Annotated in this window: 17 protein-coding genes; 13 read left to right on the top strand and 4 right to left on the bottom strand. The window is 73.2% G+C overall.

What is annotated here, in order from left to right; genetic code table 11:
* The first annotated feature begins 137 nt into the window (after positions 1-137).
* The 3 genes from ACIBH3_RS12825 to sucD all read left to right on the top strand — a co-directional run bounded on the left by ACIBH3_RS12825 (position 138) and on the right by sucD (position 3,746).
* On the top strand, positions 138-1,334 hold the full coding sequence (locus ACIBH3_RS12825; protein WP_396311973.1) for a VWA domain-containing protein: 1,197 nt from the start codon (positions 138-140) through the stop codon (positions 1,332-1,334).
* A 337-nt stretch (positions 1,335-1,671) separates the two neighbouring features.
* Entirely contained in the window at positions 1,672-2,847 is a 1,176-nt protein-coding gene (sucC, locus tag ACIBH3_RS12820; protein WP_396311972.1) for an ADP-forming succinate--CoA ligase subunit beta, read from the top strand.
* 17 nt (positions 2,848-2,864) lie between these two features.
* A complete protein-coding gene (sucD, locus tag ACIBH3_RS12815) occupies positions 2,865-3,746 on the top strand; it encodes a succinate--CoA ligase subunit alpha (RefSeq protein WP_396311971.1) in 882 nt (293 codons plus the stop codon).
* A 108-nt stretch (positions 3,747-3,854) separates the two neighbouring features.
* Here the strand turns inward: sucD and ACIBH3_RS12810 are convergent, their stop codons facing one another.
* Complete coding sequence (locus ACIBH3_RS12810; RefSeq protein ID WP_396311970.1) at positions 3,855-6,047, bottom strand: LuxR C-terminal-related transcriptional regulator; 2,193 nt, start codon at positions 6,045-6,047, stop codon at positions 3,855-3,857.
* Between the two features lie 135 nt (positions 6,048-6,182).
* Between ACIBH3_RS12810 and ACIBH3_RS12805 the strand changes: the two genes are divergently transcribed.
* Positions 6,183-7,727, top strand: a complete 1,545-nt coding sequence (locus ACIBH3_RS12805; protein ID WP_396311969.1) for a DUF6350 family protein — start codon at positions 6,183-6,185, stop codon at positions 7,725-7,727.
* Positions 7,728-7,949: 222 nt separating this feature from the next.
* Here ACIBH3_RS12805 and ACIBH3_RS12800 read toward each other — a convergent pair whose 3' ends face one another.
* Positions 7,950-8,663, bottom strand: a complete 714-nt coding sequence (locus ACIBH3_RS12800; RefSeq protein ID WP_396311968.1) for a hypothetical protein — start codon at positions 8,661-8,663, stop codon at positions 7,950-7,952.
* A gap of 333 nt (positions 8,664-8,996) precedes the next feature.
* Here ACIBH3_RS12800 and purN point away from each other — a divergent pair, with 333 nt between their 5' ends.
* Both purN and purH read left to right on the top strand, forming a co-directional pair.
* The gene (gene purN, locus ACIBH3_RS12795) at positions 8,997-9,656 is read left to right on the top strand and encodes a phosphoribosylglycinamide formyltransferase (RefSeq protein WP_396311967.1); all 660 of its coding nucleotides are present in this window, start codon (positions 8,997-8,999) and stop codon (positions 9,654-9,656) included.
* Complete coding sequence (gene purH / locus ACIBH3_RS12790; RefSeq protein WP_396311966.1) at positions 9,653-11,233, top strand: bifunctional phosphoribosylaminoimidazolecarboxamide formyltransferase/IMP cyclohydrolase; 1,581 nt, start codon at positions 9,653-9,655, stop codon at positions 11,231-11,233. The genes purN and purH overlap by 4 nt, the downstream gene beginning before the upstream one ends.
* 111 nt (positions 11,234-11,344) lie before the next feature.
* Here purH and ACIBH3_RS12785 read toward each other — a convergent pair whose 3' ends face one another.
* A complete protein-coding gene (locus ACIBH3_RS12785; protein ID WP_396311965.1) occupies positions 11,345-12,082 on the bottom strand; it encodes an RDD family protein in 738 nt (245 codons plus the stop codon).
* A gap of 151 nt (positions 12,083-12,233) precedes the next feature.
* Complete coding sequence (locus ACIBH3_RS12780; RefSeq protein ID WP_396311964.1) at positions 12,234-12,659, bottom strand: DUF2752 domain-containing protein; 426 nt, start codon at positions 12,657-12,659, stop codon at positions 12,234-12,236.
* A gap of 374 nt (positions 12,660-13,033) precedes the next feature.
* Between ACIBH3_RS12780 and ACIBH3_RS12775 the strand changes: the two genes are divergently transcribed.
* The 7 genes from ACIBH3_RS12775 (at position 13,034) to ACIBH3_RS12745 (ending at position 20,861) form a co-directional block, all read left to right on the top strand.
* Positions 13,034-13,888 carry a bifunctional methylenetetrahydrofolate dehydrogenase/methenyltetrahydrofolate cyclohydrolase gene (locus ACIBH3_RS12775; RefSeq protein ID WP_396311963.1) on the top strand — a complete coding sequence of 285 codons (855 nt, stop codon included), beginning with the start codon at positions 13,034-13,036 and terminating at the stop codon, positions 13,886-13,888.
* 19 nt (positions 13,889-13,907) lie between these two features.
* Positions 13,908-14,330: a DUF3017 domain-containing protein gene (locus ACIBH3_RS12770; protein ID WP_396311962.1), complete on the top strand. Its 423-nt coding sequence runs from the start codon at positions 13,908-13,910 to the stop codon at positions 14,328-14,330.
* A gap of 362 nt (positions 14,331-14,692) precedes the next feature.
* Positions 14,693-15,682: a malate dehydrogenase gene (locus ACIBH3_RS12765; protein ID WP_396311961.1), complete on the top strand. Its 990-nt coding sequence runs from the start codon at positions 14,693-14,695 to the stop codon at positions 15,680-15,682.
* Between the two features lie 97 nt (positions 15,683-15,779).
* Positions 15,780-17,090: a hemolysin family protein gene (locus ACIBH3_RS12760; RefSeq protein ID WP_396311960.1), complete on the top strand. Its 1,311-nt coding sequence runs from the start codon at positions 15,780-15,782 to the stop codon at positions 17,088-17,090.
* Positions 17,091-17,120: 30 nt separating this feature from the next.
* On the top strand, positions 17,121-18,176 hold the full coding sequence (trpS, locus tag ACIBH3_RS12755; RefSeq protein ID WP_396311959.1) for a tryptophan--tRNA ligase: 1,056 nt from the start codon (positions 17,121-17,123) through the stop codon (positions 18,174-18,176).
* Positions 18,176-18,733 (top strand): 2'-5' RNA ligase family protein, encoded by a 558-nt coding sequence (locus tag ACIBH3_RS12750; protein ID WP_396311958.1) that lies wholly within the window; start codon positions 18,176-18,178, stop codon positions 18,731-18,733. Before trpS ends, ACIBH3_RS12750 begins: the two co-directional genes overlap by 1 nt.
* A 223-nt stretch (positions 18,734-18,956) precedes the next feature.
* Positions 18,957-20,861: a stealth family protein gene (locus ACIBH3_RS12745; protein WP_396311957.1), complete on the top strand. Its 1,905-nt coding sequence runs from the start codon at positions 18,957-18,959 to the stop codon at positions 20,859-20,861.
* Positions 20,862-20,879: the final 18 nt, after the last annotated feature.

The raw sequence follows: 20,879 nt of genomic DNA, 5'->3' as shown, positions 1-20,879 counted from the left end.
CCGCCGCTGTCGGTGCCCGTCGATACGGTCGTCCCCACGTGGTCGTCCGGTCGTCCGGCCGGAGGGAGCAGGAGTGCCTCCTCCCTCCCGTCCCGTCCTGTGAGTTCCCGACTTCCCTCTCACCGAAGGAGCGCCCGATGGCCGCCACCACCGCACAGCCCACCGACCCCGCTGCCGAGCGGCTGCGCCGCTGGCGGCTGGTGCTCGGCGGGGAGGCCGACGGGACGGGGCACCGGCTCGCCGGGCGGGACGCCGCGATGGACGGGGCGCTCGCGGCGCTGTACCGCGGCGCGTCGGAGGAGGGCCGGCCGGCCCGGCCGTCCTCGCGCAGCGCCGGGCTCGGCGGCTCGGCGCCGCAGGTGGCCCGCTGGCTGGGGGACATCCGGGAGTACTTCCCGACCTCCGTCGTCCAGCTGATGCAGCAGGACGCGATCTCCCGACTCGGCCTGGACCAGCTGCTCCTCGAACCCGAGATGCTGGACGCCGTCGAGCCGGACGTGCACCTGGTCGGCACGCTGCTGTCGCTGAAGCACGCGCTGCCCGAGACGACCCGGGAGAGCGCCCGAGCGGTGGTCGGCAAGGTGGTGGCCGAGTTGGAGCGCCGGCTGGCGGACCGCACCCGGGCCACCCTCGGCGGCGCGCTGGACCGCAGCGCCCGGGTGAACCGTCCGCGCCACCGGGACATCGACTGGGACCGCACGATCCGGGCGAACCTCAAGAACTACCTGCCGGACGCCGGGCCGGACGGGCAGGGCACCGTCGTGCCCGAGCGTCTGATCGGCTACGCCCGGGCCCAGCGCGCGGTGAAGAAGGACGTCATCCTCTGCATCGACCAGTCCGGCTCGATGGCGCCCTCCGTCGTCCATTCGGCGGTCTTCGGCGCCGTGCTCGCCTCGATGAAGAGCCTGGACACCCGGCTGGTGGTGTTCGACACCTCGGTCGTCGACCTCACCGAGCAGCTGAGCGATCCGGTGGACGTCCTGTTCGCCACCCAGCTCGGCGGCGGTACGGACATCAACCGCGCGCTGGCCTACTGCCAGTCGAGGATCACCCGGCCGTCCGAGACCATCGTGGTGCTGATCAGCGACCTCTACGAGGGTGGGATCCGCAACGAGATGCTCAAGCGGGTGGCGGCGATGAAGGCCTCGGGCGTCCAGTTCATCGCGCTGCTCGCGCTCTCCGACGAGGGCGCCCCGGCCTACGACCACGCGCACGCCGCCGCGCTGGCGGCGCTCGGGGCGCCGGCCTTCGCCTGCACGCCGGACGCGTTCCCGGACATCATGGCGGCGGCGATCGAGAAGCGTCCGCTGCCCGTCCCTGACCGGGAGAGGTGACGGCGGGTGACGAGTGGTAACGGCGCCCTACCTGCTTTCACCCGGACGAGTGAAGCCCGTACGTACCCGGTCGGCGGCGCGCGAGGCCTTGCCATACGCCCGTTGTGACGGTTCTCACCAAACCCGACCCGGTCCCGGGCGAATCACTCCCGTCGTGCGGGGATAACCTGCCAGACGGACGTGACGCGCGTGTTGATTGACGTGTGCGCCCGTGGCTGTGTGGGCCGCAAGGCCGTAATTCTGCGTACCTGCACCGCCCCGACGACCCGCAGCGAAGATCCTGCCGTGGCACGCTCGTAGAGACACAATCCGCGACCACGAACAAGGACGAACACACGTGGACCTGTTCGAGTACCAGGCGAGGGACATCTTCGCCAAGCACGGTGTACCCGTGCTTGACGGTGATGTCATCGAGACCCCCGAAGCCGCTCGCGCCATCGCCGAGCGCTTCGGCGGACGCGCCGTCGTCAAGGCTCAGGTGAAGGTCGGTGGCCGTGGCAAGGCCGGCGGCGTCAAGCTCGCCGCCGACCCGGCCGACGCGGTCGCCAAGGCCGAGGCGATCCTCGGTATGGACATCAAGGGCCACACCGTTCACAAGGTGATGCTGGCCCAGACCGCGGACATCAAGGACGAGTACTACGTCTCGTTCCTGCTGGACCGCACCAACCGCACCTTCCTGGCCATGGCCAGCGTCGAGGGCGGCGTGGAGATCGAGGTCGTCGCCGAGGAGAACCCGGACGCGCTGGCCAAGATCCCGGTCGACGCCAACGAGGGCTGCACCCCGGAGAAGGCCGCCGAGATCGTCGCCGCGGCGAAGTTCCCGGCCGAGGTCGCCGACCAGGTCGCCGACGTCCTGCAGAAGCTGTGGAAGGTCTTCATCGCCGAGGACGCGCTCCTCGTCGAGGTCAACCCGCTGATCAAGTCCGGCGACGGCAAGATCATCGCGCTCGACGGCAAGGTCTCCCTGGACGAGAACGCCGAGTTCCGCCAGCCGGAGCACGAGGCGCTCGAGGACAAGGCCGCCGCCAACCCGCTCGAGGCGGCGGCGAAGGCCAAGGGCCTCAACTACGTCAAGCTCGACGGCCAGGTCGGCATCATCGGCAACGGCGCGGGTCTCGTCATGAGCACCCTCGACGTGGTCGCGTACGCCGGTGAGAACCACGGCGGCGTCAAGCCCGCCAACTTCCTCGACATCGGCGGCGGCGCGTCCGCCGAGGTGATGGCGAACGGCCTGGAGATCATCCTGGGCGACCCGGACGTCAAGTCCGTCTTCGTCAACGTCTTCGGCGGCATCACCGCGTGCGACGCGGTCGCCAACGGCATCGTGCAGGCGCTGGCGCTGCTGGAGGAGAAGGGCGAGGCCGTCACCAAGCCGCTCGTCGTCCGCCTCGACGGCAACAACGCCGAGCTGGGTCGCAAGATCCTGACCGACGCCAACCACTCGCTCGTCGAGCAGGTGGACACCATGGACGGTGCGGCCGACCGCGCCGCCGAGCTGGCGAACGCCAAGTAAGGAAGGGGACTAACACCATGGCTATCTTCCTTACCAAGGACAGCAAGGTCATCGTCCAGGGCATGACCGGCTCCGAGGGCATGAAGCACACCCGCCGCATGCTCGCCTCGGGCACCCAGATCGTCGGTGGCGTGAACCCGCGCAAGGCCGGCACCACCGTTGACGTCGACGGCACCGAGGTGCCCGTCTTCGGCACCGTCGCCGAGGCGATGAAGGAGACCGGTGCCGACGTCACCGTCATCTTCGTGCCGCCGAAGTTCACCAAGGACGCCGTCGTCGAGGCGATCGACGCCGAGATCGACCTCGCGGTCGTCATCACCGAGGGTGTCCCGGTCCACGACTCGGCCGCCTTCTGGGCCTACGCCGGCTCGAAGGGCAACAAGACCCGGATCATCGGCCCGAACTGCCCGGGCCTGATCAGCCCCGGACAGTCCAACGCCGGCATCATCCCGGCGGACATCACCAAGGCCGGCAAGATCGGCCTGGTCTCGAAGTCCGGCACCCTGACCTACCAGCTCATGTACGAGCTGCGCGACCTCGGCTTCTCCTCGGCCGTGGGCATCGGTGGCGACCCCGTCATCGGCACCACCCACATCGACGCCCTCAAGGCGTTCCAGGAGGACCCGCAGACCGAGATCATCGTGATGATCGGTGAGATCGGTGGCGACGCCGAGGAGCGTGCCGCGGCCTACATCGCCGAGCACGTCACCAAGCCGGTCGTCGGCTACGTCGCGGGCTTCACCGCCCCCGAGGGCAAGACCATGGGCCACGCCGGCGCCATCGTCTCCGGCTCCTCGGGCACCGCGCAGGCGAAGAAGGAGGCCCTTGAGGCCGCCGGTGTCAAGGTCGGTAAGACGCCGTCCGAGACCGCCCGCCTGGCGCGCGAGCTCATCGGCTGACGCCTTCCGCTCACAGGGGCGCCCCTCGCCGGACCTCGGGTCCGGCGAGGGGCGCCCTCGTGTTTGCGGGGCGCTGGGCGGCGGACCCGAGCCCCGACGCCGAGCCGGTCAGCTCGGCCCGAGCGGTGCGAGCAGGGGTGCGGGCGGAGGTCCGCTCCGCGGCGGAGCCGGGCAGGGGTGCGGTGCCCAGCGGGAACACGCGGTCGGCGGGGCGAGCGGCCCCGCGGTGTCCGCCGACAGCCGATCCGCGCCCGGTCCGGGCCCCCACCGCGCGACCGGCGGTGGCAGCGGCGGCGTGACCACGGCGGGCTCACCGGGCGTGAAACTGCACCACGCGCTGTGGAGCCCCGGCGCCGGCCCGCCCGGGGCGGTGGGCCCGGCACTGCCGCTCTCGGTCGAACTGCAGACCAGCACCGGTTCGGAGACCGGCGTACGGAACAGTTCGGTGGGCCCGCTGCCCAGCAGCGTGGTGACCACCGCGGTGCCCATCGCAGCGGTGATCAGTGCGGCGGTACCCGTCCGGACGGCGGTGCTCGCGCTGTACCGCGCCCGCAGCAGCGGGACGGGCGGCCGATGCGGGGCGGGGCAGCCGCGTGCGCCGGCCCGGTACAGCAGCCCGCTGAGCCGGTCGCCGAAGCCGGGCGCCGTCGGGTCGGCGCCCACCAGCTCGGGCACCGCCTCGGCCAGCGCCGCCCGCGCCGCCCACACCCGGCCCTCGGCCGCTGCGGTGCTCGACTCCACCTCGACCGCTACCGCGGCGGCCGGCAGCCCGAGCCCGTCGTGCAGCACCAGCGCGCGGCGCTGCGGCCTGGAGAGCCGCATCAGAGCCTTGAGCAGCGCCCGGTCGTGGTCGGTCAGCCGGTCGTGGTCCGGCAGCACGGCCTGCGCCTCGTCCGCGGGCCGCACCCTGATCCGGCGGTGCGGCAGCCGCCAGGCGTGGGCGCGCCGGGGGCCGCCGCGATGCCAGGGCGACAGCGCCGCCTCGGCGGCCCACGCCCGTACCCGGCCCTCGGGATCGGGCCCGGCGGACACCTCCGGCCATTGCCGCTGGGCGGCGCCGAAGGCCAGCCGGACGCAGTGGACGGCGCGGTGGTGGCAGGCGGTGAGCAGGAAGATCTGCCGGACGAGACGCGTGTGGGCGGCCTCGTACAAGCCTTCGAAGCTCTCGAAGCTCTCGAAGCTCTCGAAGCTCTCGGAGCTCTCGGAGCTCGCGGAGGTCTGGACGGGCTCGACGGTTGCGAGGGTCTCGGAGGAGGGGGCGGCGGGCGGTCCGGCCGGGGGCGCGGCCGCCGGTTCCGGGCCGGCGGCCCGGACGCTCGCGGGCAGGCTGCCGGAGCTCCTGTCCCCGGCTTCGGTGCGGGCAGGGGCAGGCGCGGTGGCGGCGGTGGCGGCGACGATGGGTCCGGTGTGGGTGGGCGGTCGGCGTCCGGGCTCCGGGTGCCCGGGCTCGGGCCGGGTGGGCTGCGGGCGCCCCGGCTGCGCCCCGGCGGCACGCGGCGGCTGCTGCCTGCCGGTCGCGGCTCGGCGGACCCCGTCGAGGCCGGCGGCCGCTGGGCGCTGGTGGGCGCTCCCGTCCTGCTCGGCCGGCGCGTCAACCACGCCACGGCTGCCCGGGGGCCCCTCGTCGTCCCCGCCCTGACCCTGACCCTGACCGGCCGGCGCCGACGCCTCGCCGGTGTCACCCGCCGTCGTGGCGGCCGATTGCACGGACACGACGAGGTCGGCGGGCCGGTTGCCGGCCCCGTCACGCTCCTTGCCCCGCGCCCGCGCGCCGCCGGCGCCGGACTTCGCCGCCGGGCTCGCCGGCGCCGCCGTGCTCGTAGCCGCCGTTGGGCTCCCCGCCTCCACGTTCCCCGCCTCCACGTTCCCCGGGCCCGCGTTCCCCGTCGCTGCGCCCGCAGCCTTCGCGCTCCCCGGCTCCGCTCCGGTGGGCCGAGCGGCATCCGGGCCGGCCGACGCTGCGTTCGGCGCGTCGGCCCGGTCGGCCCGGGCGGCGCACGTCGTCGGCGGGGCGGCGAGGACGGTGGCTTCCGCGACGCTGCGGGCGCCGAGCTTGTGCATCGCCCGGCGCAGGTGCTTGCGCACGGTACCGGGCGCGATGCCGAGCGCCGCCGCGATCTGCGGGAGCTCCTCGCCGCCGGCGAGCCGGGACAACACCTGGGCCTCACGTGGCGTCAGCGACCCCGGCCGGCCGGCGGCGTCCGGGGCGGCGCGGCGGCCGTTCGGGCCGGACGGGCCGGTCAGGCGGGTCCGGGGTGTGGGGTTGTCGGCGGCATGCTCGGCCGTCGGCGGCCTGCCCATCAGACGTTCCGGGCCGGGGTGGCGGCGCCGGGCTGGCGTCGGGGACTGAAAATGCGCATAAGCCCATAATCTGGGACACGTCGGTGGTTTGCCTCTTCACCGTGCAGGGCGAGTCGCCTTGGCACCATGAGGCGCATGACGCAGCTGATGGGCCGTCCGATCCTGGATCTGCCAAGCGAGCTGGGCGCCCGGCGGTTCCGGGGCGACCTGCTCGCCGGTGTGCGGGCGGCATTGCTGGGGCTCGCCGTGGTGGGGGCGCCGATCCTCGGCCTCTGGGTGGTGACGCCCTATGCGGACGACACAGCGGCCGGGGCCGTCCGGCTGGCCGGGGCGCTCTGGCTGCTGGGCCACGGCGGCCCGCTGGCCAGGGGCGATCTGGGCTCGCCCATGACGGTCACGCCACTGCTGACCACCGTCCTGCTGGCACGGCAGCTGTACCGGGCGGGCACCCGTCTCGGGGCGCGGTCCGCCGTCCGGGCGCCCTGGTGGCGGGCGCCGCTGGCGCTCTGCGGGGGGTATCTGGCGGTCGCCGTCGTGGTCGCCCTGGAGTGCGCGGACTACGGCGCGCTGCGGGCCCGGGTGCTCGCGGACCTGGCGGCGGTGGCCGTACTGGCGGCCGGTGCGGTGGGGGCGGGGGCCTGGTCGGTACGGCGGCCGGAGGAGAACCGGCCGGTGGTCCACCGGCTCCCGCCGACCCGGATCCCGGCCTGGGCCCGGCCGCCGGGCTGCCGCCGGCCCGTACGGCTCGCGGCGGCGGCCTGGGCGTACGGGCTGCTGGCGGGTGGCGCGACGGTTGTCGCGACGGCGGCGGTACTGGACGGGCTCGGTGGCGGACGCTCCGCCCCGGTGGCCGGGGGCGGCCCGGCGGGTGTCCTCGGACTGCTGCTGCTCTCGGTGGCGCTGCTCCCGAACGCGGTGTGCTGGGGCGCGGCCTATGCGCTGGGGCCCGGCTTCGCGGTGGGCACCGGGACGGTGGTGGCGCCGACCGGGGCCACGCTCGGGCCGGTGCCCGACCTTCCGCTCTTCGCGCTGTTGCCCGAGCCGGGCGCCGGCGGCTGGCGGCTGCTGGCATGCGCGCTGCCGCCCCTGGCGGCCGTGGTGCCGGTGCTGCTGCTCGGCCGCGCGGCGGCCGGCCGGCGGGATGTGACGGGCGAGGCGAGCATGCCGTGCGATGTGTACGGGACGGGCGATGTCTACGGGACGGACATCGCAGACGTGGCGGACGCGCCGGAGGGGGTATCAGGGGCGGGCGGTGCGGAGCCCTGGCGCCCGGCGGCGACGGTCGTGGCCGTACTGGCCACCGCGCTGCTGGTCGGTGCCGGCACGGGGGCGTGCGGGTGGCTCTGTGGCGGCGCCCTCGCGGCGGGGCGGATGGCCCGGCTGGGGCCCGTACCGTGGCAGCTCGCGCTCGCCGCGGGCGGCTGGTTCGCGGCGAGCGGCGTGCCGGGCGCACTGCTGGTCCGCTGGGCACTGGTGTGCGGGCGCCCGGTGCGGCCGGCCCGCTGGTACCCGGCCCGGCCCGACCGGGGCTGGGCGGCGGCGACGGCGGACCGGCTCGCGCGGTGGGCCGTGGTCCTGCGGGCCCGGGCGTACCGGGTGGTGCTGCGCGCCGGGGAGAGCGGTGTGATCGGGTGGATCGGCCGGCCGGCCGCGAGGAGCGACGAGGCCGGCACGGAGTAGGCGGCGAACCGGCCGGCCGGCTCCGCCGAACAGCCCGGCCGGGCCGGTGACGCCCCGTTGGACGGGCGCGCGGGCGTGGTCCGCGCGCCGCCACAGCGCTTCCACCGCCGCCACATGCGGCCGCCGTACCGCCTGCCCGCCGTACCGCCTGCCCGCCCCCTACCGCGTTCCCGCCGTACCGCGTGCTGACCCCGGCCGGGAGCGCCCGGTCCCCGGCCGGGGTCAGTTGTTCTGGCTGGTGATGTCGACGTACCACTTCGGGGCGAGGGTGCTGCAGTTCTGCTCGGCGGTCGAGGTGAGGGCGTCGTTCACGCAGGTGACGTAGTCCTGGTAGTAGAGGCTGAGCCCGATCGCGCAGGAGACGAAGACGACCGCCACGCCGCCGGTGAGCAGGCCGCCGAGTGCGGCCGGGGTCTGCGGGTTGGCGGTCGGGCCGGCCAGGGTGGCTGCGGTGGGCTCGGCGTTCGCCGCGCTGCGCTGGGCCGCCGTGTTCCCGGCTGCCGTCCTGGTGTCGGTGCGCAGGGCGGTGATCCCCCAGAAGACGGCGAGTGCGCCGACGAACAGCGCGACGTACAGGATGCCGGCGAGCGCGCAGACGAGTGCGGCCATTCCGCTGATGAGCGCGTTGCGGGCGCGGCGCTGGGTCGGGTCGCTGGGGTCGTACTTCGGCTGCTGCGGCGCGGGCTGCGGGTGCCAGCCGCCCTGGTAGCCGGGGCTCCACGGGTGCGGGGGCGGCACCTGCGGCCGCTCGTCGGAACCGGAGGAACCCGACGAGCCCGGCGCACCCGACGAGCCCGGCGCGTCCGGCGCGTCCGGCGCCTCGGGTCGGCTCCCCGCCGGACGCTGCGGCGCGCGCGGCTGCCACGGCTGGTCCGGGGCATCCGCCGGCGGCGGCGCGAAGGGGTTGCGCTCACCGGTGTTGTCGCCGCTGCTCATCGTGTCAGCCAATCCTTCTCGGTCGGTGGGGCGGTCCAGAGCCAGTGCCCGCCTCCAATGATCCCGCAGGCCCGCCCGAGCCCATCGGCGGCCTGCCGTCCGGCCCGAGACGAGATCCCGGTCTCAACTACGCGCGTAGCGCCGTCAGGGCGTTTCTGACGCCGTCCGACCAGCCGTTATCGTGGTGACGGTCAGCAGCTCACCACGGTTCCCGGGCCCCGCAACGCAGCGGGGATATCCGCGTGCCGCGCCCGCTCGACCAGCCGTTCGTAGTGGCCCCACCACCGGTGGACGTACCAGCGGGCGGCGCACCGACCTACGGAGAATCGCGCAGTGGCCGCCGCCCCCGCCCAAGTCTTCCCGCCCCGCACGCCCGGCCCGGCTCGTCTGGTGGTCCTGGTCTCCGGCTCCGGCACCAACCTCCAGGCCCTGATCGACGCGAGTGCCGATGCCGCGTACGGGGCCGAGATCCTCGCCGTCGGCGCCGACCGCGAGGGCATCGCCGGGCTGGAGCGCGCCGAGCGCGCGGGCCTGCCGACCCTGGTCCACCGGGTGAAGGACTACCCCGACCGTGCCGACTGGGACCGCGCCCTCACCGCGGCGATCGCGGCGTACGAGCCGGACCTCGTGGTGACCGCGGGCTTCATGAAGATCCTCGGGCCCGCGTTCGTCGCGGCCTTCGCCGGGCGGATCGTCAACACCCACCCCGCCCTGCTGCCCGCCTTCCCCGGCGCCCACGGCGTCGCCGACGCGCTCGCGTACGGGGTGAAGGTCACCGGCTGCACCGTCCACCTGGTGGACGGCGGTGTCGATACCGGGCCGATCATCGCGCAGGGCGTCGTGGAGGTCACCGACGCCGACCATGCCGATGGCGGCGACGCGCTGCACGAGCGCATCAAGACTGTCGAGCGCCAGTTGCTCGTCGAGGTCGTGGGCCGGCTGGCCCGCGAAGGCCACCGCATTGAAGACCGAAAGGTACGGATCCCGGCATGAGCGCCGCCGCCAGCACCACGCCCCCCGTCTCCGAGAACGTCCGTCCCATCCGCCGCGCCCTGGTCAGCGTGTACGACAAGACCGGGCTGGAGGAGCTGGCCAAGGGCCTGCACGCAGCCGGGGTCGAGCTGGTCTCCACCGGTTCCACGGCCGGCCGGATCGCCGCCGCGGGCGTGCCGGTGACCGAGGTCTCCGAGCTCACCGGGTTCCCGGAGTGCCTGGACGGGCGTGTGAAGACGCTGCACCCCCGCGTGCACGCCGGCGTGCTCGCCGACCTGCGGCTCGAGTCGCACCGCGCGCAGCTGGCCGAGCTGGGCATCGAGCCCTTCGACCTGGTCGTGGTGAACCTGTACCCGTTCAAGGCCACCGTCGCCTCCGGCGCGACCCCGGACGAGTGCGTGGAGCAGATCGACATCGGCGGGCCGTCGATGGTCCGGGCCGCCGCCAAGAACCACCCGTCGGTGGCCGTCGTGGTCGACCCGGCCCGCTACGCGGACGTGCTCGCGGCCGTCCAGGCCGGCGGCTTCGACCTGGCCACCCGCAAGCGCCTGGCCGGTGCGGCGTTCGCGCACACCGCCGCCTACGACGTGGCCGTCGCCTCCTGGTTCGAGGCCGGCTACGCACCGAGCGACGAGAGCTTCCCCGAGTTCCTGGGCGCCACGTACGAGCGTCAGAACGTGCTCCGCTACGGCGAGAACCCGCACCAGGGCGCCGCGCTGTACAGCGACGGCACCGGTGGTCTGGCGGGCGCCGAGCAGCTGCACGGCAAGGAGATGTCGTACAACAACTACGTCGACACCGACGCCGCCCGCCGTGCCGCGTACGACCACGCCGATCCGGCCGTGGCGATCATCAAGCACGCCAACCCGTGCGGCATCGCCACCGGCGCGGACGTCGCCGAGGCACACCGCAAGGCGCACGCCTGCGACCCGCTGTCCGCGTTCGGCGGCGTGATCGCCGTCAACCGTCCGGTCACCGTGGAGCTGGCGGAGCAGATCGCCGAGATCTTCACCGAGGTCGTCGTCGCCCCGGGGTACGAGGACGGCGCCGTCGAGGTGCTGGCCCGTAAGAAGAACATCCGGGTGCTGCGCGCTCCCGAGGCGCCCTGCAACCACAAGGAGGCCCGCCCGATCTCGGGTGGGGTGCTGCTTCAGGAGACCGACCGGCTGCACGCGGAGGGCGACGACCCGTCGACCTGGACGCTGGCCACCGGTGACGCCCTGTCGGCCGAGGAGCTGGCCGAGCTGGCCTTCGCCTGGCGGGCCTGCCGGGCGGTCAAGTCCAACGCGATCCTGCTGGCCAAGGACGGCGCCTCGGTCGGCGTCGGCATGGGCCAGGTGAACCGGGTGGACTCCGCCAAGCTGGCGGTCCAGCGCGCCGGCGAGCGGGCGCGGGGCTCGTACGCGGCCTCGGACGCCTTCTTCCCGTTCCCGGACGGCCTGGAGATCCTGCTGGAGGGCGGCGTCAAGGCCGTGGTCCAGCCCGGTGGTTCGGTCCGCGACGAGGAGGTCATCGCGGCCGCCGCCAAGGCCGGCGTGACGATGTACCTGACCGGCACCCGGCACTTCTTCCACTGACGCACCGGCCGGCCCGGCCCGTACGACTGACGGGCCGACGGGGCTCGGACACGACGAAGCGGCCCGCCACCCCCACGGGGGCGGCGGGCCGCTTCATGTCCGCGTCCTGCGCTACTTCTTGATCACCACGGTGCCTGCGGCACGGTCGTGCCAGCCCTGCAGCTTCCCGGAGTTGTCGAAGAAGGGCGACAGGTAGACCAGCAACAGGCCGATACCGCACACGAAGTACCCGACGATCGGGATGATGAAGCGGACGAAGCCGCCGCCGATGCCGGGGACCTGGCCGTCGGCCTCCTTGACGACCCGCAGGCCCAGCGCCAGCTTGCCCAGCGTCGCGCCCGCGAGGGCGACCATCAGCCACTCGTAGAGCAGCTGGAAGGCCCAGATCACCAGGCTCATCGTGATCAGCACGGCGAACATGCTGCTCGCGGCCTGGGTCTGCTCGTGCAGGCAGTTCTGGTAGCCGGTCATGTCGCCCGGCGTGTAGGTGCAGGTCTTGGTGTCCTTGGCGATGCCCACCGCGCTGGCCAGGCCCAGGGCCATCGCGAGGCCGATGATCGCGGTGATCGCCAGGCCGTCGACCAGACGGGCCAGGAAGCGCTGCCCCATCGTGGCGATCTGCACGCTGCCGAGGTTGGCGATGTTGATGTAGCCGTTGTTGGCCTGGATCGTGCCGGGCTGCGCGTAGGCGTAGCCGGGCGGCGGGGCCTGCTGCGGGATGCCGTAGCCGGGGGCCGGGGCCGGCTGCTGCGGGTAGCCGTAGCCGGGCGGCGGGGCCTGCTGGGGGTAGCCGTAGCCGGGCGGCGGCTGCTGGCCGTAGGGGTTGTTCGGGTCGGGCGGGTAGCTCATCGATGCCTCCGGGCAGGATGGGACAGGGGACGGATTCAGGACGATCCTGGGACGGACGGGCAGTGAGTCTTGCCGACCGGGTGGGACATTAGCGGAGTGGGCCGACAGGAGGGGAGCGGATTGCGCCCGGGCCCGCGTGGGTGAGGGGTCTTCAGGGCCGGGAGATGCCGAGCCGGTGCAGCTGCCAGACCCAGGCGAGCGCCGCGGCCGCGCCGATCAGCGTGCCTCTGCGGTTGCCCGGCAGCCGCGACCACCAGCGGCCGGCGCCCAGCGGTGCGATCAGCAGTGCGGCCGCCACCGCGACCGTGACCGGGTTCGCGGCCGCCATGGCCGGCCAATTGCCGTGGCCCGCCTCGATGAAGACGGTGGTGCTGCCGCACAGCGGGCAGGGGACACCGGTGAGCAGGCGCAGCGGGCAGAGCACCCCGGGGTCGTGCGCGTCGTGCAGCGCGGCCACCGTCACGGCGGCCAGCGCACCGCCACCTCCCAGCAGCAGCACCCGCAGCAGCGCGCCGGGGAGCGAGCCGGCGCTGCGGCGCCAGCGGGCGGTCAGGGTGTTCCCGGTCGTGGCGGTCATCGCGAGTACGGCCGGGGCTGCTGCTGCGCGGCCGGCCCGCCGATCGACGCGCAGCGGCCGTCGCGCGCCCGCGCCGGCGCTGTCTGGTACGGATCGCTCACTGTTCTTCCCCCGAGGACGCCCCCGCCGTGCCTCCGGCGGCCCGTCACCAGGCCGTGGACGGCGGGGATTGCCCGCATATCGTGTCCGGACGGCGGGGCCGTGTCCAGCGGCTCTCCGCGCGTGCACGTAACTGTGGCGCAACCGCAACTCGAACCGCACGTTCCGTGTCCGTCCGTGTCCGTGCGTATCCGTGCGCGTCCGCCGGGCGGCGTCCGCCGGGCAGTGCCCGCCGGGGGGTGCGGGCAGCTTCCGCGATCCAGGACAATGGGGCCATGACTGCCCAGATTCTCGATGGCAAGGCCACCGCCGCCGCGATCAAGTCCGAACTAGCCGTCCGAGTGGCGGCTCTCAAAGAGCGGGGCATCGTCCCCGGCCTCGGTACCGTCCTGGTCGGCGACGACCCGGGCAGCCGCTGGTACGTGAACGGCAAGCACAAGGACTGCGCCGAGGTCGGGATCGCCTCGATCCAGCGTGAGCTGCCGGCCACCGCCACCCAGCAGGAGGTGGAGGACGTCGTCCGCGAGCTCAACGCCGACCCGGCCTGCACCGGCTACATCGTCCAGCTCCCGCTGCCCAAGGGCCTGGACCCGAACCCCGTCCTCGAACTGATGGACCCGGACAAGGACGCCGACGGCCTGCACCCCACGTCGCTCGGCCGGCTGGCGCTCGGCATCCAGGGCCCGCTCCCGTGCACGCCGCTCGGCATCGTCGAGTTGCTGCGCCGCCACCAGGTGGAGATCAACGGCGCCGAGGTGGTCGTGCTCGGCCGCGGTGTCACGGTCGGGCGCTCGATCGGCCTGCTGCTCACCCGCAAGAGCGAGAACGCCACCGTCACGCTGTGCCACACCGGCACCCGTGACCTGGGCTACCACCTGCGCAAGGCCGACATCATCGTGGCCGCCGCCGGTGTGCCGCACCTGGTCAAGCCGGAGGACGTCAAGCCGGGCGCGGCCGTGCTGGACGTCGGTGTCAGCCGCAGCGAGGGGAAGATCGTCGGTGACGTGCACCCGGGCGTCGCGGAGGTCGCGGCCTGGATCTCCCCGAACCCCGGCGGTGTGGGCCCGATGACCCGCGCCATGCTCCTGAACAACATCGTCGAGGCGGCCGAGCGCCGCGCCGGTATCTGACCCCTAGGGACGGCGGGCCATGAGCGAATCACGACCGGCCCGGTCACGACGCAGGCCGATGAAGACCGCGGGCATCCTGCCACCGGAGGGTTCGGCGGCCGCCCTGGGCCGCAGCCATCCGCTGCCCGTCCGGCAGTGGCCGATAACGCTGGTCCTGTCGGTGGTCGTCGCCGGACTGGCGCTCACCTTCTTCGGCGGGCACGAGGGCTTCAAGTACGGCCTGATGGTGGTCGGTGGCGGGCTGCTGCTCGGCGCGCTGCTGCGGCTGGTCCTGCCGGAGGTCGGCATGCTGGCCGTACGCAGCCGCTTCACGGACGTGATCGTGCTGCTGGTCCTCGGCAGTGCGGTCGTGCTGCTCACCCTGGTCGCCCAGCCCGATCCGTGGCTGAAGATGCGGTTGCTCGACAACATCGGCCAGCTCGTCGGCCGGTCGAACAACTGAGTGGCCGGGGACAGCCGTGATCCTTCGCGAGGGGCGTCGTCCACAGCCTGTGGACGGACGGCGCCGCTCGCGTAGGGTGGAAGCGCGTTGTGGTGCAGGCGCCGCCCGGTGGAGCCGTCGCCCGGTGGAGCCGCCGCATGCTGGATCCACACGATGGAACCACCGCCCGTGGAACCGCCGGGTGGCACGGGCGTGCTGCGGTGGCAGCGCTGTGTGACGCACCAGCCACGACCACACGCCCTCGACGGCGTCGCGTTGCGATAGCCTGACGCCGGGTCTCTCGACGTCGAGAGATCACCCTCGGCTCCAGCGCGTCGGGCGCGCGTGGAGCGCGGTACTGGCGATCGCTGGAGAAGGCAAAAATGACTCGCACCCCCGTCAATGTCACCATCACCGGAGCGGCCGGCCAGATCGGCTACGCGCTGCTGTTCCGCATCGCCTCGGGCCACCTGCTCGGCGCGGACGTCCCGGTGAACCTGCGCCTGCTGGAGATCCCGCAGGGCCTCAAGGCCGCCGAGGGCGTCGCCATGGAGCTCGACGACTGCGCGTTCCCGCTGCTGCGCGACATCACGATCACCGACAGCGCCGCCACCGCCTTCGACGGCGCCAACGTGGCCCTGCTGGTCGGCGCCCGCCCGCGTACCGCCGGCATGGAGCGCGGCGACCTGCTCCAGGCCAACGGTGGCATCTTCGGCCCGCAGGGCAAGGCCATCAACGACCACGCCGCGGACGACATCAAGGTCCTGGTGGTCGGCAACCCGGCCAACACCAACGCCCTGATCGCCCAGCGCAACGCGCCCGACGTCCCGGCCGAGCGGTTCACCGCGATGACCCGCCTGGACCACAACCGCGCGGTCGCCCAGCTCGCCAAGAAGACCGGCGTCACCGTCAACGACGTCAAGAAGCTCACCATCTGGGGCAACCACTCGGCCACCCAGTACCCGGACATCTTCCACGCCGAGGTCGCCGGCAAGAACGCCGCCGAGCTGGTCAACGACCAGGCCTGGCTGGAGAACGACTTCATCCCGACCGTCGCCAAGCGCGGCGCCGCGATCATCGAGGTCCGTGGCGCCTCCTCGGCCGCCTCGGCCGCCAACGCCGCGATCGACCACGTCCACACCTGGGTCAACGGCACCGCCGAGGGCGACTGGACCTCGATGGGCATCGTCTCCGACGGCTCGTACGGCGTGGAGCCGGGCATCATCTCGTCCTTCCCCGTCACCACCAAGGACGGCAAGTTCGAGATCGTCCAGGGCCTGGAGATCTCCGACTTCTCCCGCGCCCGGATCGACGCCTCGGTCGCCGAGCTGGTCGAGGAGCGCGACGCCGTCGCCGAGCTCGGCCTGATCTGAGCCTGACGCGCACCCCGCGGCCGGGTGCCCCACCCCGCACGAGCCGGACGGCGAGTGCGGAGTGAGGCGCCCGGCCGCAGCCGTACACTGACCCACCGTGAACGAAACCCTCGGGGATGCCGCGCTCGTCCTGGTCTTCATCATGCTGGGCGGGTTGTTCAACGTCGCCGAGATCTCGCTGATCTCGCTGCGGGAGGGCCAGATCCGGGCCCTGGAGGCCAAGGGCACCCGGCGGGCGGCCCGGGCCGCGCACCTCGCCGCCGACCCGAACCGCTTCCTGGCGGCCGTCCAGGTCGGTGTGACCTGCATGGGCTTCCTCTCCGCCGCCTTCGGCGCGGACACCCTGGCCGGCAAGGTCGCCCCGCTCTTCGTCGACCTCGGGCTCTCCGAGGGCCTCGCCGACGCGGTGGCCCTGGTCGGGCTGACCCTGGTGATCAGTTACGTCTCACTCGTCCTCGGCGAGCTGACACCCAAGCGGATCGGCCTCCAGCGCGCCGACTCCATCGCGCTGCTCGCCGCACCCGTGGTCGACGTGATGTCCGTGGTGCTGCGCCCGGCGATCTGGCTGCTCGGCCACTCCACCAACCTGATGGTCAGGCTCTTCGGCGGCGACCCCTCGGCCGGCCGGGGCAGCATGAGCTCCGAGGAACTGCGCGGCCTGGTCGCCGCCAACACCGAGCTGGGCAGCGACGAGCGGGCGCTGATCGCCGACGTCTTCGCGGCCGGTGAGCGGCAGCTGCGCGAGGTGATGGTGCCGCGGACCGAGGTCACCTTCCTGGACGCCGAGCGCCTGCTGCCCGAGGTCCGCGAGCAGGCCGGCTCCTCGCCGCACTCGCGCTACCCCGTGGTCGAGGGCTCGTACGACGCGGTGGTCGGCTTCGTCCACGTCCGCGACCTGTACGGGGCCCGTGGCGAACAGGCCGTCCGGGTACGCGACCTGGCCCGCCCGGTGAAGCTGCTGCCGGCCACCAAGCGGGTGCTGGAGGCGATGGGCGAGATGCGCCGCGAGGGCCACCACCTGGCGATCGTGGTCGACGAGTACGGCGGCACCGCCGGCATCGTGACCCTGGAGGACCTGGTCGAGGAGGTGATCGGCGAGATCCGCGACGAGTACGACTCGCAGGAGACCCCCACCCGCCGGCTGGCCGGCGGCGGCATGGAGCTCGACGGGCTGCTCAACCTGGGCGACTTCGCCGAGGAGACGGGCGTCACACTTCCTGAGGGTCCGTACGAGACGGTGGCCGGCTACGTGGTCGCCGAGCTCGGCCGGCTGCCCTGTGACGGCGACCACGTGCGGATGGAGGACGGTGTGCTGCTCACGGTGGCCAAGCTGGAGGGCCGCCGGATCGCCCGGATCAGAGTGAGTGCTGTCACACTGTCGGAACCTCCAGCCGAAGACGTTTCATGAGCGGTCGGTGAAGCTGGAACAATGGCCGACATGGTCAACGCAGCGGTCAACGGTCCGGTCAAGGACCGCCCCCGGGTGCTCTCCGGGATCCAGCCCACCTCGGGCTCGTTCCACCTCGGCAACTACCTGGGCGCGGTGCGCCAGTGGGTTGACCTCCAGGAGGCCAACGACGCCTTCTACATGGTCGTCGACCTGCACGCGATCACCGTCGATCAGGACCCGAAGGTGCTGCGCGAGAACACCAGGATCTCCGCCGCGCAGCTGCTCGGCGCGGGCCTGGACCCGGAGCGCTGCACCCTCTTCGTCCAGTCCCACGTGCCGGAGCACGCGCAGCTCGGCTGGGTGATGAACTGCCTCACCGGCTTCGGCGAGGCCGCCCGGATGACCCAGTTCAAGGACAAGTCGGCCAAGCAGGGCAGCGACCGCACCTCGGTCGGCCTGTTCACCTACCCGATCCTGCAGATCGCCGACATCCTGCTCTACCAGGCCGACGCCGTGCCGGTCGGCGAGGACCAGCGCCAGCACCTGGAGCTCACCCGCGACCTCGCCGAGCGCTTCAACACCCGCTACGCGCCGACCTTCACCGTCCCCAAGCCGTACATCCTCAAGGAGACGGCCAAGATCCTGGATCTCCAGGACCCGACGGCGAAGATGAGCAAGTCCGCGGCCTCGGCCAAGGGTCTGGTCAACCTGCTGGACGAGCCCAAGGTCAGCGCCAAGAAGATCAAGAGCGCCGTCACCGACACCGGCACGGTGGTCTCCTACGACGAGGAGGAGAAGGCCGGCGTCTCCAACCTGCTGCGGATCCACTCCGCCCTCAGCGGGCAGAGCATCGAGCAGCTGGTCGCGCACTTCGAGGGCAAGATGTACGGCGCCCTGAAGACCGAGCTGGCCGAGGTGTTCACCGAGTGGGTGACGCCGTTCCAGCAGCGCACCCAGAGCTTCCTGGACGACCCGGCCGAGCTCGACCGGGTGCTCGCGCTCGGCGCTCACAAGGCCCGGGAAGTGGCCGGGGCGACGCTGGAGGCCGTCTACGACCGCATCGGCTTCCTGAAGCCGACCGGCCTGCCGGCCGCCGAGCACTGATGCCGCTGACGACTCTCCCCGGTGGTGGCGACCTGCCCGAGGTCGTCACCATCGGCGTGTCCGTGAGCGTCCCGGAGCCGTACGGCGCCGAGATCCAGGACGCGCGAGCCGGTCACGGCGACCCGCTGGCGCGCTCCATACCCACCCATGTCACCCTGCTGCCGCCGACCGAGCTGCCGGCCGAGCGGCTGCCGCTGGTCGAGGAGCACCTGGCGGCCGTCGCCCGCGCGCACCGGCCGTTCCGGATGCTGCTCCAGGGCAGCGGTACCTTCCGGCCGGTCTCCCCGGTGGTCTTCGTCCGGGTGGAGGAGGGCGCGCACGAGTGCCGGCTGCTGGAGGCCGCCGTCCGCTCCGGGCCACTGGCCCGCGAACTCTCCTTCCCCTACCACCCGCACGTGACGGTCGCCCACGGGCTGCCCGAGGAGATCCTCGACGAGGCATACGAGAAGGCCCGGACCTTCCAGGCGGCCTTCCCCGTGCCGGGCTTCGGGCTCTCCCGCTTCGACGCCGACGAGGTCTGGCGGCCCTGGCGGACGTACACCTTCGGCGGACGCTGACCCGCGGCGGGCCTGCTCCCGGCCTGCTTCGGGTCCACTCCCGGCCGCTCCGGGCCGACTCCGCCCACGGGCGGTCCGCGGTCCGTTCGCGGGAGGTGGCGGCACTCGGCCTCTCCCCGGATGCCTGCCCTTCGTCCGGATGCAAGGCTTCCGTTACTGTTGGCGCGCGATCGGTCCCTGGGGGGCCCGGGTCGGTCGGGCATCCAGGCAAACGGGAGAGATCATGCGTCGCTGGGCAGGCCGGGCCCTGAGCAGTGCTGCCAGAAGGGCCGGCCCGCAGCCGGCCACCGGGGCCCTGGCCACCGTCGCGCCCGCGGTGGAGCAGCCGTCACCCGAACCGCCCCGGCAGCCTGAGCCGCAACCCGAGCCGCCCGAGCGACACGAGGCGCTCCAGCCCCCTGAGCCGGTCGAGCCGGTCGAGCAGGTGGATCCGACGGCCGAGGGTGAGGCCCGGCTGCTGGCCGCGCACCCGGGCCTCGTCCGCCACCGCGGACAGCTGGCCGAGGTCCGGGACGACCTGCTCTCCGGCGAGGCGTTCCTGGCCGCCCTCACCATGGTGGCCGAGGTGCTCGACGACGCCGGCATCGCCTTCTCCCCGCTGCCGGACGGCAGAGCCCGCTACCGGCTCGCCATCGCACCGGGCCACCGCGCCGCCGTCCTGCACGCGCTCGCGGACCGCTTCACGGGCCTGCCGGTGTACGCCGACCTGCTCGGCCACGATGTGACGCTGGCGACCGGGCTGGCCGAGGACCTGCCGGCCGCCGTGGCCCGGCTGGAGCCGACGCCCCCACCGGAGCGACCGGAGCCACCGGAGCCACCGGACTCGTCGGAGCTCTCGGGGCCTCCGGACGAGCAGCCTCCGGACGAGGAGCCACCGGTCAAGGTCAAGGGCGTCCGGATCTACCGGCCGGTGGTGACGAGCCGCGGCACCCTCGGGTACGCCGGCGACCACGGCTGCGACATCGAGTTCTGGGACTCCGCCGCGCCCTCCCACGGTGCGATCGCCTCCATCTCCGAGACCCCGTACGGCTGGTGGGTGCCCTCGCTGGAGCGCACCGGCACCGTACGGATCGGCGGGCGGGACTATCCGACCGCGGACGCCTTCACCCGGCCCAGGGCGGAGGAGGTCACCTTCCCCGTCGACGCGGTGATCACCTGGGTGGACGACACCGACCCCGCCTGGCTTGGCCGCCGGGCCCGGGCGCGGGCCGCCCGGGGCGCGGGGGCGCCGGGGCAGGATGTGGAGCCGGTGGAGCCGGTGGAGCCGGTCGAGCTCCAGGGCGATGGCGACGAGCGCTTCCGCAACCGCGACGAACTGCGCTACTGCCTGCGCTCGATAGCGATGTACGCCCCCTGGATCCGGCACGTCTACCTGGTCACCGACGACCAGACGCCGAGCTGGCTGGACACCGACCATCCCGCCGTCACGGTGGTCTCGCACCGGGAGATCTTCGCCGCCCCGGACGCCCTGCCGGTGTTCAACTCACACGCCATCGAGACCCAGCTGCACCGGATCCCGGGCCTCGGCGAGCACTTCGTCTACTTCAACGACGACGTCTTCCTCGCCCGCCCCGTCCGGCCCGAGCAGTTCTTCCTGGGCAACGGCGCCAGCCAGTTCGTCTTCGACTCCAGGATCATCCCGCCGGGCGGGGTCGAGCCCGGTGACGACGAGTACGTCGCCTCGCAGAAGACCACCCGGCAGCTGCTGGAGCGGGAGTGCGGGCGCACCACCACCAAGGTGCTCAGCCACGTCCCGCACGCGCTGCGCCGCAGCCTGCTGGCCGAGGCGGCGGAACGTTTCGGCGAGGAGCTGGGCGCGACCGCGCGCTCGACCTTCCGCTCGGGCACCGACATCGCCCCGATCACGCTGGCCGCCTACCTCGGCTACTTCTCCGGCCAGGCGATCTGGGGCTGGATCGACCACCGGCACCTCGACGTCGACCGCTACGACTCGCTCGCCCAGCTCCCCGACCTGCTCGAATGGCGCCCCACCGACATCATCTGCCTCAACGACGGCGCCATCGAGGGTGTACCCCGGCAGGAGCAGGACCGGCTGGTCACCTCGTTCCTGCAGGACTACTTCCCGGTGCCCAGCCCCTTCGAGCGCCCGGACTCACCGCCGGTGTAAGCAGCGAGCCGGTGTCCG

It is taken from the genome of Kitasatospora sp. NPDC050543 (assembly GCF_044457565.1).
Classification (GTDB): domain Bacteria; phylum Actinomycetota; class Actinomycetes; order Streptomycetales; family Streptomycetaceae; genus Kitasatospora.
The sequence above is the reverse complement of the archived record's forward strand: the minus strand, read 5'-3'. Positions and strand labels throughout refer to the sequence as shown.

Coding starts and splice junctions, on each gene's coding strand:
- ACIBH3_RS12825 (WP_396311973.1), top strand. CDS start 138: ATGGCCGCCACCACCGCACAGCCCACCGACCCCGCTGCCGAGCGGCTG.
- ACIBH3_RS12750 (WP_396311958.1), top strand. CDS start 18,176: ATGCCGCTGACGACTCTCCCCGGTGGTGGCGACCTGCCCGAGGTCGTC.
- ACIBH3_RS12805 (WP_396311969.1), top strand. CDS start 6,183: ATGACGCAGCTGATGGGCCGTCCGATCCTGGATCTGCCAAGCGAGCTG.
- ACIBH3_RS12780 (WP_396311964.1), bottom strand. CDS start 12,659: ATGACCGCCACGACCGGGAACACCCTGACCGCCCGCTGGCGCCGCAGC.
- ACIBH3_RS12770 (WP_396311962.1), top strand. CDS start 13,908: ATGAGCGAATCACGACCGGCCCGGTCACGACGCAGGCCGATGAAGACC.
- trpS (WP_396311959.1), top strand. CDS start 17,121: ATGGTCAACGCAGCGGTCAACGGTCCGGTCAAGGACCGCCCCCGGGTG.
- ACIBH3_RS12800 (WP_396311968.1), bottom strand. CDS start 8,663: ATGAGCAGCGGCGACAACACCGGTGAGCGCAACCCCTTCGCGCCGCCG.
- ACIBH3_RS12775 (WP_396311963.1), top strand. CDS start 13,034: ATGACTGCCCAGATTCTCGATGGCAAGGCCACCGCCGCCGCGATCAAG.
- ACIBH3_RS12810 (WP_396311970.1), bottom strand. CDS start 6,047: ATGGGCAGGCCGCCGACGGCCGAGCATGCCGCCGACAACCCCACACCC.
- ACIBH3_RS12765 (WP_396311961.1), top strand. CDS start 14,693: ATGACTCGCACCCCCGTCAATGTCACCATCACCGGAGCGGCCGGCCAG.
- sucD (WP_396311971.1), top strand. CDS start 2,865: ATGGCTATCTTCCTTACCAAGGACAGCAAGGTCATCGTCCAGGGCATG.
- purH (WP_396311966.1), top strand. CDS start 9,653: ATGAGCGCCGCCGCCAGCACCACGCCCCCCGTCTCCGAGAACGTCCGT.
- ACIBH3_RS12745 (WP_396311957.1), top strand. CDS start 18,957: ATGCGTCGCTGGGCAGGCCGGGCCCTGAGCAGTGCTGCCAGAAGGGCC.
- ACIBH3_RS12785 (WP_396311965.1), bottom strand. CDS start 12,082: ATGAGCTACCCGCCCGACCCGAACAACCCCTACGGCCAGCAGCCGCCG.